The sequence below is a fragment of the Chryseobacterium pyrolae genome, from assembly GCF_025153485.1.
Classification (GTDB): domain Bacteria; phylum Bacteroidota; class Bacteroidia; order Flavobacteriales; family Weeksellaceae; genus Chryseobacterium; species Chryseobacterium antibioticum.
In genome coordinates this window covers 363,512-381,053 of sequence record NZ_JANZQH010000001.1, presented here as the reverse complement: position 1 = coordinate 381,053, position 17,542 = coordinate 363,512, and the positions used below count along the sequence as shown (strand labels likewise).

Below are 17,542 nucleotides of genomic sequence, written 5' to 3'. Positions count from 1 at the left end.
CAGCTCTCTACCTGTAATAATTTAATTATTTCAAGCAAGATGTCATGTTCCCATGACTATTCTTAAGATTAAAAAAACTGTTAAATATAATTATTAAGAAACAACACAAATGAAGAAAAACAAAAACAAGGCAATTGCTTTTTTTGCTTGTTTGTATATTTTTCTATGTCCCTTGCATCTGATTTTTGCACAGATTACCATAGTGGGAAATGCAAAAATGTATATAGGTTCTCGGGCGTCTGTATACATTAACGAAGACCATTCTTCGGAGGTCATCGTATACAATCCCTCTGAAAATTTTATTCTAAAAGAAAAAAATAAGAGCTCAAAGTTTAATAAGAAAACGAGTAGAAAGAACAGTAAAATTAAGACAGCTAATACGTATAAAAACGTTCCGGTAAAATATAAAATCCAGCCCCGTCCGGTCAGGTCTGCACATTTTTTTAATAATAATCCTGATTGTACTGTGGCTGTGGCACAATTAAACTTTCACTCAAAAGTATCAGGAAAATATGCAAAAGTAGATTACTGTTTTTATTTTAATGTTTCTCTCAGATCAGCTATAGAGCAAAGCGATATAAACTTATACGCTGACAAGACTTTAAAATTCAATTATTTTATCCGTCCACCACCCAAATTCGATAAGAAAACTACACAGTATTTTATATCATAATACTGTCGTTAAGTATTCTATTTTTTGCACTTAGCAATATATCATTTATAACAAAAAAACACACAGTATTAAAAAAATATACTGACTTAAAATGAAATTAATAATCAATATTTTGAAAAAGCACAATCTTCGGGTCGTCTGGAGTATTTATGCAGTTTTATTAACATGTTCCCAATGTTATAAAGCGCAAACTTTACTAACGGACAGCTTCAACTATGCTCCAGGTACATTGCTTACGGGCAGTAACTGGAACGCCTTAGCTGGGACCGGGACTAATAATATAACGGTTTCTAATGGCAATCTTGCTTATTCAGGTTCTATTGGCAACGGAATGGGGAATAAAGTCTCTTTAGCCAATAACGGACAGGATGTATATCGTACTTTTACCAGTACTTCAGCTCCCATATACTCCTCACTTGTTGTCAATGTATCGGCAGCTAATGTAGCAGGAGACTTCTTTTATTCTATAGGTACAAGTGGAGCTCCGGCTACAACAGTAGGTGCTAAGCTGTTTGTGAAATCAAATGGTTCAGGCTTCAGCTTTGGAGTCCTGAGAGGCACCGGAGGTGTCCCTGTATATGAGACTACAGTAAGACCGTTTAATACCAATGTAATGGTGGTCTTAAAATACGATGTGGTAGCAGGAGCTACAAACGATGATGTGAAACTGTATGTAAATCCAGGATTGTCTGCAGAACCTGTAACAGCAGATGCGGAATATACAGCAGCTGTTGGTACGGATGTCGGTGCCTTTTCAGCGATAGCTCTTCTGCAGGGTACAGCTGTTACTGCTCCCACACTACAGGTAGACGGTATTAATGTAGGTACTACCTGGGCAAGTGTAACTTCACCCGTTTATGATTATGGAGATGTACCAACAACATATGACTTCACAAAAGACGGAGTCTATGCTCCTGCAGGACATAGTCTCTTGGCTGGATTTGCACTGGGAAGCACAATTCCTGATCTTGAACTTTCCCCATTGAGTGTAACGGTAGGTGCAAATAATAATGGGACGAATGGAGACGGCACAGATGAAGATGCTGTTAATACTGCATCCAATCAGATGAGAAAGGGAATCGTTTACAGTTTAAGCGTACCTGTTATAAATAATGCTGTATCAACTAAATACTTATACGGTTGGATTGATTTTAATAATGATGGAAGATTCCAGGTTGGAGAGGCAGCACCAGTTGTCGCTTTTTCTGCAGCTGGAAACAGTACCCAGACACTCACCTGGATTGCAGCCCAGACAGCAACTATTGCTACAGGACCATCTAACCTTTATGTAAGATTAAGGATTTCAGATCAGTTACTTGCTGACTTTACCACTGCAGCTTCCGGAGGAGCCCTTATTGATGAACGGAGTATTGGAAATGGAGCAGTCAGTACTGCTAATGCTGCTGATGCTCCCACAGTACCTGATGGCGAGGTAGAAGACTACCAGATAGCCGTTGTAGATACATATGAATACGGAGACCTGCCTGTATCTTATGAACAGCCAGGAGGAACATTCTTACCTGCACGTCAGCTGTTGAGTTCTTCTTTAAAAATTGGTGCTACAACAGATATAGAGTCAGTAGCCCAAAACGTATCTCCGGGAGCCAATAATAATGGAACAAACGGAGATGGATTGGATGAAGACGGCATAGACCCTGCCACGGTTTCTATTACACCCAGTACCCTCTTCACACTCCCGGTAAATGTGACGAATATTTCCGGTGCAGCAAGCACATTATATGGATGGCTGGATATTAACAAGAATGGTGTGCTTGAAACAGGAGAGGTTGCAACAGCGGCTGTTGGTACAGGAACCAACGGTACACCTGTCAATTTAAGTTGGACAGCTGCTCAGACTGCAAATATTTCCGGTACAGAAGTCTACTTACGCCTAAGACTTACAGGAACAGCTTTGGCAGATAATGCGGCTACTGCCGCTTATGATGAAAGAGCATTTGCGGATGGTCTTAATACCGGAATTTACGGTACCACTCCAGGTATTGGAGAAATAGAAGATTACAGGATTTCAGTAAATCCAGGGTATGATTTTGGAGATGTGCCTGTATCTTATGATCAGCCGACAGGAATCTTAATTCCGGCACGCCAGATTCCTAGTGCTACTTTACGAATCGGAAATACGACTCCGGATATAGAATATAATGTACAAAGCGTTGCCACTGATACAGATAACAACGGAACTAATGGAGATGGACTTGATGAAGAAGGTATCAACCCTTCTGTACACCCTGTAACGCCTACTGCTATATTTACATTGCCTGTAAGTATTACCAATACTTCCGGAGCAGCACGCACATTATACGGATGGCTGGATGTTAATAACAATGGGATTTTTGAAGTAACAGAAGTGGCTACAGTTTTGGTGCCTAATAATGCTGTTTCCGTAAACCTGATATGGACTGCTGCAACCACAGGTCAGCTTGCAAGTTCACAGGTGTATTTACGTCTAAGACTTACAAATGCAGGCTTATCAGACAACGGTGCTACCACAGGCTATGATGAAAGGGCTTTTGCAGATGGAATTAATCCGGGAGTTTACGGCACAGCTCCGGGTATTGGGGAAATAGAAGATTACAGACTTGCTGTAAACGCAGTTTTTGATTTTGGTGATGCCCCTGAAAGCTTTGAGATTAATAATTCTATAGACGTAGTACCAGCAAGACATATCCCTGCTTCCACATTGTATTTGGGAAGTATATATGATACGGAATCTTCCAATAATGCGGTAACTGCAGGGGCAAATAACAGTGGGATTAACGGGGACGGAGCAGATGAAAACGGAATATCCGGGACACTGCCACAGCTGAATTCTACTACCACAAGCTACAGCGTTAATGTTAATGTATATAAAACCATTGCCGGAACCGCTACATTGCATGGCTGGATCGATATGGACGGAGACGGACGTTTTTCCGAATCCGAATATACTTCCGTAGCTGTAACAGGAACTACTGGTGTACAAACTGCTGTACTTACCTGGTCTGCACCTTTTTATTTTGATACAGGGGCAGCAACAAGCTATATGAGGTTGCGTTTTACTACAGCAGTGCTCACAGACAATGCAGCGACCGCTCTTGTAGACGAACGTTCTATAGGAGACGGACTTAGCACAGGAGTTTACGGTACAACGTATGCCAATGGAGAAATAGAAGATTATCCTGTACCGCTAACTACTCCTGTTATTATTGATCCTAATTTAGATTCTGATGGAGACGGTGTTCGTGATACCCTGGATCTTGATGACGATAATGATGGGATATTGGACTCTGCTGAAGGGCCTGTTTCTTTAAATGATTCTGCATTTAAGCTTTACAATACCCCAAATTTTCAGGGAACTACGGCTTATCAATGGAATTTATATATTACAGGAACAGCGGGTACCACGGTGACCTATACCCCTTATGGCGGAGCAGCTACGCCGGCTGTGATTCCAGCCTCTGGAATTTTGGTGATTAGTCTACTACCCACACAAGTACCGAACTGGCCTTTAAATAATGTAACCAGCGGAAAATATGTGCAGGTATCATCGTCGTCTCCTGTTTCAATTCTACAGGAAATACAAGGAGCTCCGGCGGCAGATGATGCTACAGTAGTATATCCTCCTTCTGTATGGGGTACAAAATATACGGTTAATTCCTACCCAAATGCCAGTTTTACTAATGGTATACAGATTTTCAGTGCCAGCGATAATAATCTGGTGGTTGTCAAAAACAAAGCCGGAGCAACTGTTGCATCTTTTACCCTGAATAATGGCCAGAATTATGTTTATGACAATGGTGCGCCGGACTCTACAGGTTTTACCGTGACCTCTACTAAATCTGTAGGAGTAATGTCATACACCAGATGTGCAACTGCAACTTCAGGTGCCTGTGATAACCTGGTAGAATACTTATTGCCGGACAGGCTACTGGGAACTAAATTTTTGACGAGAAGTGCTTCAAATACAGGAAGGATGATAATTACGGCAACCCAAAGCGGGACCGCAGTAAAAGTAGACGGGACGGTTGTAACTGTATTAAGCAACCCCGGGGATACTTATGCTTATACGCAGAATACCAATACTTCTCAAATTATTGAAACCAGTGCACCGGTACAGTTTACCAAAATAGTACCTTATAACTATGATCCTTCGGTAACAACCATACAAGATGTGACCAAAGCCACCTTAGGACCTGCTATCATGTCGATCCCAACGACAATGACAACATCAAACAGATTAACAATCTTCGTTAAAACAGGAAATACAGGAAAAATGCTATACAATGGCAGCCCGATTAGCGGATGGGCGCCTTTCAGCTATGATTCTACCTATTCGTATGTTACATTAACAAACGCCAACGGTATCACAGCCGGTTCTTTAGTCAGTATAAGTTCTACCACCGGAGATGTTCCATTTATGACCGACTGGTACGGAATAGGAAATGAGGTTACTGCTGCAACACCTTTATCTATAGGAGGTGTGAGTGTAGTTTCGGGTACAAATTCTGCTAACAGCTACAAAGATACCGATGGAGACGGAATACCGGATTATCTGGATCTTGATTCTGATAATGATGGCTGTTTGGATGCCTTAGAGGGAGATGAAAATGTGGCAGCAAATCAGTTAGTTAATGCTGGCGGAACACTTACCGTGGGCACAGGCTCCACAGCTTCTAATAAAAATCTTTGTGCTTCCAGCATATGTGTAGATGCACAAGGCGTACCCACAGTAGTAAACAGCGGTGGAGCTGCAGATGTCAATGGAAACCAGGGACAAGGGATTGGAAATTCTGAAAATTCTTTACTACAAGATGCTGCCTGTCTGCTTACACCATTCTGTTATAAACCTGGAATAATAAGCGGTACTTCACTGGATAGTAAAGCAGGAATCACCTCTCTGAACAGAGCAGGAGCAACGGACCCTGATAACTGGCCAATGATCCGTAAAGGAGCCTGGATGGTACTTGAATCCAAAACCAAAGGGTTTGTAGTGAACAGGCTTCCTTTTAATGGTACAGGTAATCCTGTAGGAATTCCTGTCGCTGATTTTGTGGAAGGGATGATGGTGTATGATACAACAAACAATTGTCTGAAAATGTACACATCCACAGATGGCGGAAGTACATTCAGCTGGCAGTGCTTAAATACACAAACCTGTCCTGATTAAATAATAACATAAGCTTAAAGCAAAAGTGATAGATGTTTTTCTATTGCTTTTGCCCAAGCTTTTTAACTTAAAATTTATAAAATGAATAAAATAATATTAAGTATTGCATTATTCTGTATTGTGGGCATAAAGGCCCAGGTGGCCATAGGAAAAACCAGTGTCACTAATCCTTCGGTCTCTTTAGAATTTGCAACTACCGAAAATAGAGGGTTGATCCTCCCCTATGTAGAAAATAACAGTGGGATTTCTGAAAATGGAACTATTATTTACAACACAGCAGATAAGAAAGTAAAATACCTTAAGGGGGGAAGTTGGTTTGACTTAAGTGTAGATACCACCGGAAATGCAAATCTATCCATACAAACCACCAAAGCTGAGAAAACAGGAGCTAAGGTAAGTATTGGAACACCTACTTCAACAGATGGCATTTTAGTTTTGGAGGATAATAACAAAGCTATGATTCTTCCTAAAGTAGCAAGTCCGCATTTAAATGTTATCAATCCTGCTGCAGGAATGATGGTATATGATACGACAGCCCGTCAGTTGGCCGTATACAATGGGACGGTGTGGTCTTTCTGGAAACCATAATCTTAGTAATAAACGAACTGTGTCTTCAACCAGGTAGTTAATGTATCCGTTTTTCATAAGTTCTGATCCAGAAATTACTATGGTTGAAGTTTTAAATATTTTAGAATGTAAAAAATGTCAATTATCAACAACATAAACATCAATAAATTTATAAAATATGGATAGTGATTTTAAAAATATTCATGTAGGATCCCTAATTAAGCAAAAGACAATAGAGCTTGATGTGGAAATTGATCGCATTTGTAATGTCATGAAATGCAATAAGCAAGATGTAGAGAAGATGTTTTTGCAAAAGGACATTTCTACAGATTCTTTATTAAAGTGGAGTAAACTATTAGAGTATGATTTCTTTAGATTATATACCCAACATTTAATATTTTTTTCACCTCCAGCAGGAAACAGTCCTTATAAAGCTGAACAAATATCTCAACTCCCACAATTCAGAAAAAACATTTATACAGGAGAAGTCATTGATTTTATTTTAGAACTTATCGATTCAGGCGAAAAAACAAAACAACAAGTTATTGACGAATATAGAATTCCCAAAACCACACTCTTTAAATGGATCGCAAAATACAGAAAAAAAGAAACTAAATAAACACTCATGTAAAAGTACCTCCTATTCTGATATTATGGATACAACGTCAAATAAAAATTAATAATATAACAAATTTGCTTAACGATTTCCACCCCTGAGCCTTTGAAGATGATGACTTAGATTTTAACTACACAAATGATAATTTTTGATAAGGAGTACGGGGGATGGGAATTGTTATTAAAAAATAAAATTATGCAAAAATTACAGCCTAATTACAAATTAATTTATCAAGATATTATTTCGAAGAAATATCCTCGTAAAAAATCTCAGTGCAACACGATACTGGAAAAGGAAGAATTGTCTATTCTGGATGTTCTCAAACTAAATAATCTCATTTTCGGTAGCATAAATAAAGAAGCTCAGGTGTTTAATCAAAGGTTACGCTCGTATAATAAAACTACGATATTAGAAATTCTGGAATATCAAAAAATAAATAAATTAAACAATACTCAGATAGCAATACAGTTTAAACTTAGCAGAAATAGCGTCAGTAAGTGGAAAAAAATATTTGTTGCACAAAACTGATGATCTTATTTCTGTTTACAACCATTATAACTTTTATGATGATAGAATAAATACTATCAAAAACAATCACCAAATACACATTTTTTATTATGAATGCAAAAATTTTATTTCTTATGTTGGGGATAATTTCCTCTGCATTTAAGAGCCAGGTAGGTATCAACACCAAAAATCCTCAAGCAACTTTAGATGTCAATGGGGATGTTAGGATCCGAAAAGTAGATACTTTAGCTACTCCAGAAAATGGAAGCAGAATATTAGTATTAAGTAATAATAATACTGTAAATCAAACAGATGCAGATCATTTATTACCCAAAAAAATTATTGTAAAAGGATTAGGTGGTACAGGGTTTTCCCTCTTATCCATCAGTTTATTGAATGGATGGCTTCAGGTATCTTTTCCTACTCTGGAAATTGATGATGGGAACAATTATAGCTTGTCTCAACAAGAATTTATTACCCCAAAAACCGGGATTTATAATGTCTATTTCTTTTTAGAAATGGCATCTCTTCTTTCTGCATCAACTACAGGAATTGGGATTTTTAAAATTGATATTTCTGGTAATACTACTTTATTATGCGAAGAATCTTTTGCCAATATCAACGTTTTAGGTATAGGGGTTTCTCCTCCTACCAGATCCACACAAACCATTGTAAAACTCAATAAAGGAGATAAAATTACTTTTGGAATGAGAGGTGTCGTATTATCTAATATTAGTCTATTAGCCAATTCCAATGCTCAATTTTCTATTTTGCAGGAAAGATAGATTAGATATGGTTTTCTCTATTCATTTTTTAATAATGATGCAGACTTTTTTATTAATTATCTAAAGTCTGCATCATTGATTGGAAAGCTAAAGAGCTCTAAATCCCAGCTGAAAAATTAGGATAAGATACTTGTCTAGTTTAAATTCGTAAAGACGAATGATCCTTCTCTCTCTAAATTGAGATGATGTAAGAAAATTTCACTTTCAGGACTCCAGAATAACCCAACCTTTTAACGCTTCAAAAACCGTCATCAATTTTGTTGGTATTTTCTTATCCTCTACTGTATCAAGTTTAAGAATTGAAGCTATTTTTTCTTCTTCTCCGCGTTCTACTAATTCTACCCAATCAGGATTAACGATCAAAGTTCTGCCTATGGCTACCATCGATACACCATAGTCTAAAACTTTATCAGCCATCGCAGGCGTAGTAATACCTCCAGCTACAAGTACAGGAACTCTGTTGTTCACATAATTGTTTAGTACAACTGATATTGGCTCTTCTGAATATTTTGAATCAAGTGGTTTTTGATTGACAGCATTCAGCAGAGAGAAATGTAAATAATCGATATTTTCTTCAATCAATTGATCCATTAAAATGAAAGTGTCCGGAAGTCCATAGGTCTGTTGAGGCATTTCTTCAGGTGAAATTCTATACCCTATTAAAAAAGGACGATCAGCATATTTTGAAACTACACCTTTTACCTCTCTTACAATTTCCATGCTAAGTCGTAGACGATTTTCCAGAGAACCTCCCCATTGATCATTTCTTTTATTGAAAAAAGATGATATAAAATTCTGAAGCAAAAATCCGTGTGCACCGTGAATTTCAACACCATCAAAACCTGCTTCGATGGCTCTTCTGGTGGTATCGCCAAATGCCTTGATCATTTCCAGAATTTCCTTTTCGCTCAATTCTTTCGGAAGATTTTCTTTATCAGAAAGCAGTATTGATCCACTTGAAACAGCACTTGCGCTTACCACTTCGCCATTTGGAATAAGACCAGGAATTGCTTTATTTCCTGCGTGAAACATCTGTAAAATGGCCGGTGCTCCACCCCTTTTGGCAGCATTCGCCAGCTTCTTCAGACTTGGAAGAAAAGTATCGTCGTATCCTGCAAATTCGTGGGTAAAACCAATTCCATTGGCCGTTACGTGAGTACATCCCGTAATGACCAATCCTACTCCATTGACTCTTTTATGGTAATATTCGACCTCATCGTCAGATATAGTGAAGTCTTCATTGGATGCCCAAGTAGTCATTGGCGACATCACAATTCTGTTTTTTAAACTGATTCCTTTATTAAATGTTAAAGGAGAAAATAGCTTATTATATTTATTCATTACTTTTTTATTAAATATTAAAGGCTGCTAAGCCATAACAAACTAATTTACAATCACTTGCAAATCCATCCTCAGCCATGTACATACACATCGGAGAAGTAATAATTCTATTTTTAAACGTAACTGATCTAACCGTTAACGGACTGAATAATTTTGACATAATTATTTTTTTTAAACGCAAAGCTCCACTGAAAGCAGTTTGATGCTCCCAGTAAAAACTTTATCGTTAAGATTTTTTGATTATTTATCGTAAAGATGGAAAAGCTTTGCAACTACTTTCCACTCCCCATTAATTTTGATTAATGAATGGTAATCTGTGAAGTCTTCATCTGCAGCATCACGTTCCATTTCAATACGAACAATTGCTGTAGTGGTTGTTTTGTGTAAAACAGTCAGATTGGTTTTGATGTTGGGTGCTGCGCCAAATTTCTCAACATAGGCATACAGATTATCTATACTACCTTGTGAAAGATCATCGCCTAAATGACCGTACATGATTGCATCCTGGTGAAAGGTCTTTTTTAATTCTGCTACGTTTCCTGTTTTTAATCCGTGAACATAGCCTTCCATTGCTGCTAAGACCTCTTCATAATCCTGAACAGTGTTGATATTTTTGTTTGCTGACATTATTCTTATTTTTTAACTTGATAAACTTTACTGATGATTTTCCAATCGCTGCCGTCTTTTACCAGGGTGAACATATCTGCATATTTGTCCGGCCCAAACTGAGATTCGATTCTTACTATTGCTGCATCACCTTCTACATCTAATGTGGTCAGTGTGTAATTTGCGTCCATTGGCTCTGCTGCTGAAAACCCATCGAATAATACTTGTATTGGAACACTTTTCAATACGCCGTTTTCAGACCACGACATTGTTGCGGTGGATGCAAATGCAGGTTTTGCAATATTGCCATCCCCTTTTTTTCCTGATTCAACATATAAATTTATTGCTTTCAGGATACCTTCTTTTTGTTCTTGATTGTTTTGCATAACTTCTGTTTTATTGTTTTGATTACGTTGATTATTTTTATCTTGGCAGGAAATCAATAACCCACCTATTGTAAAAGCTGAGATCATTACTACCGCCGGGATTGAGGAAAATATCTTCTTAGAAATTCCCCCAATACATTGCCTCAAGCCATTAGTATTAAAATTTGCAGAGTTTGGAACTGCGTTTTTTCGTTCGGAAATGTTTTTCATAAATCGTCTTGTTTTATTTAAGTATTGTTATGTTTATGAGTATAATGTACTGTTCTATCGGACAGAATAATTAAGCTCTTTTTCTATAACAAAGGTACAATGACGAAGACATGATGGCTTTTCTAATTAGCTCAAAGATTTTGACTAATTAGTCCTTTTTGAAAGTGGGAATATAGTGTCGAAGTTTCAATATTAAATCAGATTTGACATGAAAACTTTTTTAATGAAATTGAGAATAAGATGGAAAACTGTGATTCAAACAATTGAATACTTGAATTTTATCGAAGTTGATTGAGTGCTTCATCAATCGGAGTATTGCCATCATGCATTAAGATGACCTTACCGATTGTTATATCATTTTCTAATATGGCGACAAGGGTATCTACAACATTAGCAATAGAATTAATACTTTCATCAGTCCAATTTTAAAATTATCTACTAACGAGAGGTACTTGGTGCCTGGCCGTGAAATTCTTTGTATATCCTTGAAAAATGAGAGACATTTTCAAATCCCAGGGAATAACAGACATCTGAAACCGACAAAGTTGTAGTTTCCAGCATATCTTTTGCTTTTTCTAACCTCTTTTCCCTTATCCAGGTTGCCGGTGCAACATTATATATATTCTGGAAATCTCTCTTAAAGCTTGACAAACTTCTGCCGGAAAGATAAGCCAGTTCGGATATAGAGACTGGTGAGGCATAATGCTGTTCCACCACATTACGGATGTCAGTTCGTACAGGCTCGTGTAATTGGAGAATTTGTAAAAACATATTTCGGTTACATTCTGCAACATCATATAGTAATTCCATGATCTTTAGGCGAAGTTGTCCGGGATGAACCACAGAATGATCAAAAAAGTAAGGCTTCATCGAATGAGCAAATGCAACCAAACATTCATTCATTGGGTAAACGCCTGTTTTGATCTCTCCTTCAGGTTTTGACACCTTAATTTCTGAGGTGGACAAAAAGGACTTTAGAAGATCATCTTTGATGCTGAACATAAAGCTGTCGTAGATATTGTCGTTTTCAGCATTGCCGAATTTATGATATTTTACAGCGGTAGCTTTTTTGAGTAAGATCATATCGTTTTTGCCAAGTGTATATTCCTGTTTACCATAAGTCAGAACAACAGATCCTTCCAATACAATGAGTAGTAAATGCTGTTCGAGGTACATTGTTCCTTTAGCTTCCGTACTGTGTATGCACTGCTCGATTATAGAGCAACCATCCAACATTAAGGCATTTTGTGGAGCATCACACCCAATCAACGAAGTTGGAACTTTTATCATTTTTTTCATTATAATTTCATTTTGTAGCACTCAATTGGGTTACTTTGATCCATACTAATTTAGGCATTAAGCTTTAATTCATAGATAATGAATTATATAAAGTGGTCTTATGTTCAATTTGGAATATACAAATCTATGGGTTCTCTAAAAAATAGAATATCCTTTTTAGTTCAAATAATCTTACTAATTAGTTCAAATTGTATGATATATTGAAGAACATTTTGGTACATTTCTCAAATATTTTCTTATTTATCAAACTAAATTTTATAATTCATCTCGGTGTAAGAATAAAAAGTGATGACATTTCTAAAAAGATCCGGACATACCACATCTAGTTGTCAATAACAACTACAAGTAATGTAAATACAACTATAAGTTTTCTTTTTTTTTCGATTCTATAAGGGCATCTCATATACCTTTGTAGTACCAAAAAAGAAATATATTATCTATGTTAAATACGAAAATAATTGGTAATAAAATTACCGTAGCACGAAAAAAAATGAATGTATCTCAAGCTCAGCTTGCTCAGCGTCTGTTTATTAGTCCTCAGGCGGTCGGAAAGTGGGAACGCGGAGAGTCAATGCCGGACATCATTACTTTAAACCGTCTGGCTGCAATTCTAACTGTTGATCTTAATTATTTTTCAGAAGGCTTAGAACCTATGACTGATGAAATAATACCCGTTGAACTTTCAGAAAAAGAGCCGGCTGAATTGAAGTCATCTGGTATTGTACAATCGTCTCCCGAAATGAAGGAGAAAAAACTTACCTGGGATATGTCAGACGGAAACTGGGTAGATGCTGACTTTTCAGGCTTAAAAAACCTGAATGAAAAATTCAGTTCCTCCAATATGCAACGCTGCAAATTTATAGGTTCGAATTTATCAGGTCTTCTTTTAAAAAATAATCATGTTGATAACTGTGATTTTTCAAGTTCTGATATCAGCAACAGTCAATTTCAGAACTCCCATTTAGTGGGTAATCTATTTAACGACACTTTACTTAAAGCAGCTGAATTTTCAAAATGCTATATAAAAGGTTGTGATTTCTCGGATGCCCATCTTATCGGGGTGAGATTTCAAAAAAGCAGTCATGTTGAAAGCTGTGGATTTTCAAATTCCGACATCAGCAACGGACATATTCAGAATTCAAGCCTAGCCAGCAATATATTTAATGACTGTTGCCTGAAAGAAGCTGAATTCCTGGAAAGTCATATCAAAGGCTGCGATTTCTCTGGATCAGAGTTTACCGGAGCGAAGTTTAAATCAGGATCCTTTGTGGATAATACCATTGAAGATGCAGTGTGGAACCGCACTTCTTTTATTGGGATACAGCTTGAGGATATCATTTTCGAAGGTTCTTTGGAGGACTGTTCTTTTGAAAACTGTACCTTTAAAAGAGTAACCTTCCAGAATTCAACTCTTATTAACACTTTCTTTAAAAATAATAGTTTGAAACGGATCCAATTCATTGGCTGTAAAGTAGATAAGATAACCTATGCTTTTTTGAAAAACGGGAAAGCAGATATGGCTGATATCACATTGTTAACACCATAAAACAAAAAATAAAATTACCATCTCCATACAGGGATTGAAAAAATCCTATAAGAACATTCCTATATCGACAGGTGTGGATTTTGAAATAAAAGCAGGCAGCATTTACGCTGCTTGCTTCCAACGGAGTAAATATCTTGCTTACAAAGTAGATAAAGCCTGTCGCCCACAAAACGAAATGATCTTCCGTATTTATAAAAGAGTTAACGCATAGGTTAGAACGTGTCAACCGATATTTATAATCAAAAGTTCATTGGCTTTATTCCATGTGTTTTTTATTTATACAAAAGTACAGCAGTTCACTTTACACTTCACTTACCCTGTATATTACTAAAGTTTGCTTTCCCATATACCATAAATTTCAGTCTTTGTTATCTTAAAATAGGATCTACTCACAAGGTTCTTTGCTCAACTATGCATTTTGAAAACAATAGTATAAAGTCAAAATAAAAATGCACTTATTTGAATTAACAAACTGACAATAAGCAACTTAATACATAAGTATTCTTTTTCAGAGTATCTATGTCGTATGTCCAGGCATACTAATAAAGCATCTGCAGCGTATCTCATTCCTTTATTACAGGTTAAAATAATATTAATCTTGCATCTTAATTACTAAGGTGGTGAAAATGTATTTAAAGAAAAGAAGTTACGGTATGAAAGAAGCATCCAGCATGCTTCTTTTGCTATGCTCTTTTTATAATACCAATGCACAATTATACATCGGAACAGGTGATAGTCTAAATATAAAAGACAGTATTCTTTTTCAAACGGAGAGAAAAAATAATCCGGTTCTATTATATGTAAAAGGCACCACCACAGTACATAATCTGGAACAAATTTCCAATATTAAAGTGGTTGTGCTTTCCTCTCCTACTCTAAAAAAACCATCACAGACCTCTTTTGCTAAAACTATAAAAAAACCTGAAAATAGAAAACCAGAAAACCAGGTTTTAAAATTGGGTTCCAAACAGGAAGTCTATCTATCTGAAAATGAAAACTCTGTTATAGTTTCCTATGAGAAATCAGGAAATATTGGTATTATCATAACCAATACTTTTAAGGAAAAACAAGGAGTATTACAGAATAAATATAAGATGTTTCCTGTATGCGAAAATAAAGTTTTTCCAAAACAATCTCTCAAAGCCGGATTATTCGAAACGACTTTTCTAATGGGAATAAAGATCCGCCCTCCTCCTTCTTTTAAATACACTATATAATAAAAAAACACAATTCAATATATCAACTCAGGGAAAAGAGTAATTGTAAAGCTCTTTTCTCTTTACCAATTAAATTTTTACACAAATGAAAAATAAATTTTATACAATCTTTGCATTAACGATCGGTTCGTTAGCATTCGGGCAGGTGGGTATTAATACACAAAACCCACAAGGAATTTTCAATATAGATGGCGCCAAAAATAATGCGACCACAGGAACTCCAACTGCAACACAGTTAGCAGACGACTTTATTGTAACTGCATCAGGAGCTACGGGTATTGGTACATTGCCAGACAATTATGCTGCGCTAGATGTCAAAGCATCTAACAAAGGAATTTTGGCTCCAAGAATCGACTTAACATCTTCAACTTTAGATTTGAATGCAGATGGAGATAACAGCGTTGCCAACCAGCCAAAAGGATTATTAGTGTATAATATTGGAGGTTCTCCCACTTCCCTTCCAGAAGGTTATTATTTCTGGAACGGTACTGAATGGAGAAGATTCGACAATAAATCTTCTGTTGCACCTAATGCTACGCTACAATGCGCAAGCGCATATCTGGACCCGGCACAGGCAATTACAGGCGGAACCGCTTTTGTAGGAACAATCTTAAAAATACCTTATGTAGCAGGTAACGGAGGAAGTTATACTGGGGTGACTTTACAATCTGTAGGAAACGCTGCGGTAACAGCAACCCTAAGTGCAGGAACATTTGAAGTGGGATCTGGTACATTAAATTTTAATATTACCGGTACACCTACTGCAGCGCAGCAAGCCCCTACTGGTATGACATTTGACCTTACCCCTTTTTATGCAGCAAACCCAACAATTACCAATTCTTGCGCTAGTGTTACAGTTGGGCAGGAAGTTAAAGCTGATATACAGGTAATAGCTACAATGGATTTTCTGAAATTTGTTGTAGATCCCGTTACTGGTACTAGAGGCTTTCAGGTATCCCTTACAACACCAGATGGCTTGTATACTGTAAGAGCATTTCTGAGACATAGTAACCAAGCATCAGGAACTGCTGCCAATAATACCAATCAAGTACAAAATGCAGATGCTCAGATAAGAAGTAATGCAGCGGTAAACAAAACGTTGATGTATAATCACCTTGGAGGTTATGGAGGCGGAACCACTGCCGATTCTGGTAATAGTGTTGTGCTTCCACCAACCCAATGGGGAGGAACACAAAATAATACTTGGAATCAAGCCACAACATCAGTTAGAGGAAATTGGGGAGATCCTGGTATTTATCAGGGAAATAATAACGGACCGGAATTTAGATATTATAGCTGGATAGAGCAGGGAACTACAAAAACCGCTTATCTGGTAACTATGATGGCAGGAGCTAATAATGGCCCCTCCGGAACTAATCCTAATGATATGAAAGTATATATAAAAATAGAACAGATTAAAGCCCCTTAAATTTATTTTATCCGGCAGATGAATTCGTCTGCCGGTATAAATATAAACCTATAAAATAGGTACAGATTAAAAAATCTGTAAGATTCTAAAAACACAAACAAATGAATTTTAAAGAGATTCCAATAGGACCATTGATTGAAAAAGAAGTTGCGGCACGTGGGATAGAACTTCCCCGCATTTGTAATTTTATGAAATGTACGGAACAGGAAATAAAGGAAATGTACAAGGTAACAAGTATAGAAGCAGAAAATCTGTTGAAATGGAGCAAGCTATTAGAATATGATTTTTTCAGACTGTATTCACAGCATTTGCTTTTGTATGCTCCAGCCGCTACAGACAAAAGCACAAAAAAAAAGAAGCACAAAAAAACAATTTTACCTGAGTTCCGCAAAAATATTTATACAAAAGAAGTTATTGGTTTCATTCTGGCACAAATAGAGTCAGGAGAAATGTCAAAATCCGAAGTAATGGAAAGTTATAAAATCCCAAAAACAACTCTGTATAAGTGGATCAGCAAGTATAAAGATGAAAAGAAAGAAATATAGTGATCTGATAGGAAAATCCAATAAAGAGATAACAGAACTTCCTGGACAGGACCTTAAAGACAATCCCGCCGATTTCTGGTTTATGGGGTTGGTTAGAAAAATTAAAGGAATTATCCTAAAAAAAGGTGTGTAAAATTAAAATAAAAACTACTTATGGAAAAATTAATCCCTGATTATAAAAGAATCTATAACGACATTATTGTAAAAGAATTTCCGGATAAGAGAAATTGCTGCATGCGACTATTACAGAAAGAAAGTTTATCTGTTATGGATATTATAGAACTGAACGAAAAAATTTTCGGCAGCCCAGACAAAGAAACTTTTGCAGCTAACCAGAGGCACCGTTCTTATAGAAAGACAGATATTCTTAAAATGCTTGATTACCAGAAAAAAAATCAACTCAACAATACCCAACTTGCCATTCATTTTAAATTAAGCCGTAACACGGTTACCAGATGGAAAAAAAGCTTCGTGATATAAAAGGCAGGCGGTTTTCTCTTTAATTGAAAGCATTCAGGGCATGTTATTTGAATTTTCTCAAGAAAATCCCGATTATATTTTGCGGTCATACAAATGCTTTGGTGTTCTAGCTTTTCTTTACATTATTGATAGTGGGAGTCAGTCATTTATCTAAAAATAAAATCCATTATT

At 36.7% G+C, this 17,542-nt stretch carries 16 protein-coding genes; 12 read left to right on the top strand and 4 right to left on the bottom strand.

Features of this window, described 5'->3' with window-relative positions; genetic code table 11:
• Positions 1-109 precede the first annotated feature (109 nt).
• From NZD88_RS01670 to NZD88_RS01645, 6 genes are all read left to right on the top strand, one after another.
• A complete protein-coding gene (locus NZD88_RS01670; protein ID WP_259826917.1) occupies positions 110-673 on the top strand; it encodes a hypothetical protein in 564 nt (187 codons plus the stop codon).
• Between the two features lie 91 nt (positions 674-764).
• Positions 765-5,837, top strand: a complete 5,073-nt coding sequence (locus tag NZD88_RS01665) for a GEVED domain-containing protein (RefSeq protein ID WP_259826916.1) — start codon at positions 765-767, stop codon at positions 5,835-5,837.
• A gap of 81 nt (positions 5,838-5,918) precedes the next feature.
• Positions 5,919-6,425: a hypothetical protein gene (locus NZD88_RS01660; RefSeq protein WP_259826915.1), complete on the top strand. Its 507-nt coding sequence runs from the start codon at positions 5,919-5,921 to the stop codon at positions 6,423-6,425.
• A 157-nt stretch (positions 6,426-6,582) separates the two neighbouring features.
• A complete protein-coding gene (locus tag NZD88_RS01655; RefSeq protein WP_259826914.1) occupies positions 6,583-7,023 on the top strand; it encodes a transposase in 441 nt (146 codons plus the stop codon).
• Positions 7,024-7,215: 192 nt separating this feature from the next.
• On the top strand, positions 7,216-7,548 hold the full coding sequence (locus NZD88_RS01650; protein ID WP_259826912.1) for a helix-turn-helix domain-containing protein: 333 nt from the start codon (positions 7,216-7,218) through the stop codon (positions 7,546-7,548).
• A gap of 89 nt (positions 7,549-7,637) precedes the next feature.
• Complete coding sequence (locus tag NZD88_RS01645) at positions 7,638-8,312, top strand: hypothetical protein (protein ID WP_259826911.1); 675 nt, start codon at positions 7,638-7,640, stop codon at positions 8,310-8,312.
• Positions 8,313-8,516: 204 nt separating this feature from the next.
• Here NZD88_RS01645 and NZD88_RS01640 read toward each other — a convergent pair whose 3' ends face one another.
• The 4 genes from NZD88_RS01640 to NZD88_RS01620 form a co-directional block, all read right to left on the bottom strand.
• On the bottom strand, positions 8,517-9,653 hold the full coding sequence (locus NZD88_RS01640; protein WP_259826909.1) for an NADH-dependent flavin oxidoreductase: 1,137 nt from the start codon (positions 9,651-9,653) through the stop codon (positions 8,517-8,519).
• 240 nt (positions 9,654-9,893) lie between these two features.
• A complete protein-coding gene (locus NZD88_RS01630) occupies positions 9,894-10,280 on the bottom strand; it encodes a nuclear transport factor 2 family protein (protein ID WP_259826907.1) in 387 nt (128 codons plus the stop codon).
• Between the two features lie 5 nt (positions 10,281-10,285).
• Positions 10,286-10,855 (bottom strand): nuclear transport factor 2 family protein, encoded by a 570-nt coding sequence (locus tag NZD88_RS01625; protein WP_259826906.1) that lies wholly within the window; start codon positions 10,853-10,855, stop codon positions 10,286-10,288.
• A 438-nt stretch (positions 10,856-11,293) separates the two neighbouring features.
• Positions 11,294-12,154 (bottom strand): AraC family transcriptional regulator, encoded by an 861-nt coding sequence (locus NZD88_RS01620; protein ID WP_259826905.1) that lies wholly within the window; start codon positions 12,152-12,154, stop codon positions 11,294-11,296.
• A 490-nt stretch (positions 12,155-12,644) separates the two neighbouring features.
• Here NZD88_RS01620 and NZD88_RS01615 point away from each other — a divergent pair, with 490 nt between their 5' ends.
• The 6 genes from NZD88_RS01615 to NZD88_RS01590 all read left to right on the top strand — a co-directional run bounded on the left by NZD88_RS01615 (position 12,645) and on the right by NZD88_RS01590 (position 17,371).
• A complete protein-coding gene (locus NZD88_RS01615) occupies positions 12,645-13,700 on the top strand; it encodes a pentapeptide repeat-containing protein (protein WP_259826904.1) in 1,056 nt (351 codons plus the stop codon).
• A 653-nt stretch (positions 13,701-14,353) separates the two neighbouring features.
• Positions 14,354-14,917, top strand: a complete 564-nt coding sequence (locus NZD88_RS01610) for a hypothetical protein (protein ID WP_259826903.1) — start codon at positions 14,354-14,356, stop codon at positions 14,915-14,917.
• Positions 14,918-15,002: 85 nt separating this feature from the next.
• Positions 15,003-16,346, top strand: a complete 1,344-nt coding sequence (locus tag NZD88_RS01605) for a hypothetical protein (protein WP_259826902.1) — start codon at positions 15,003-15,005, stop codon at positions 16,344-16,346.
• Between the two features lie 101 nt (positions 16,347-16,447).
• Entirely contained in the window at positions 16,448-16,891 is a 444-nt protein-coding gene (locus NZD88_RS01600; RefSeq protein WP_259826901.1) for a transposase, read from the top strand.
• The gene (locus NZD88_RS01595) at positions 16,872-17,024 is read left to right on the top strand and encodes a hypothetical protein (RefSeq protein WP_259826900.1); all 153 of its coding nucleotides are present in this window, start codon (positions 16,872-16,874) and stop codon (positions 17,022-17,024) included. The genes NZD88_RS01600 and NZD88_RS01595 overlap by 20 nt, the downstream gene beginning before the upstream one ends.
• A 20-nt stretch (positions 17,025-17,044) precedes the next feature.
• Positions 17,045-17,371, top strand: a complete 327-nt coding sequence (locus tag NZD88_RS01590) for a helix-turn-helix domain-containing protein (RefSeq protein ID WP_259826898.1) — start codon at positions 17,045-17,047, stop codon at positions 17,369-17,371.
• The last annotated feature ends 171 nt before the right edge of the window (positions 17,372-17,542 follow it).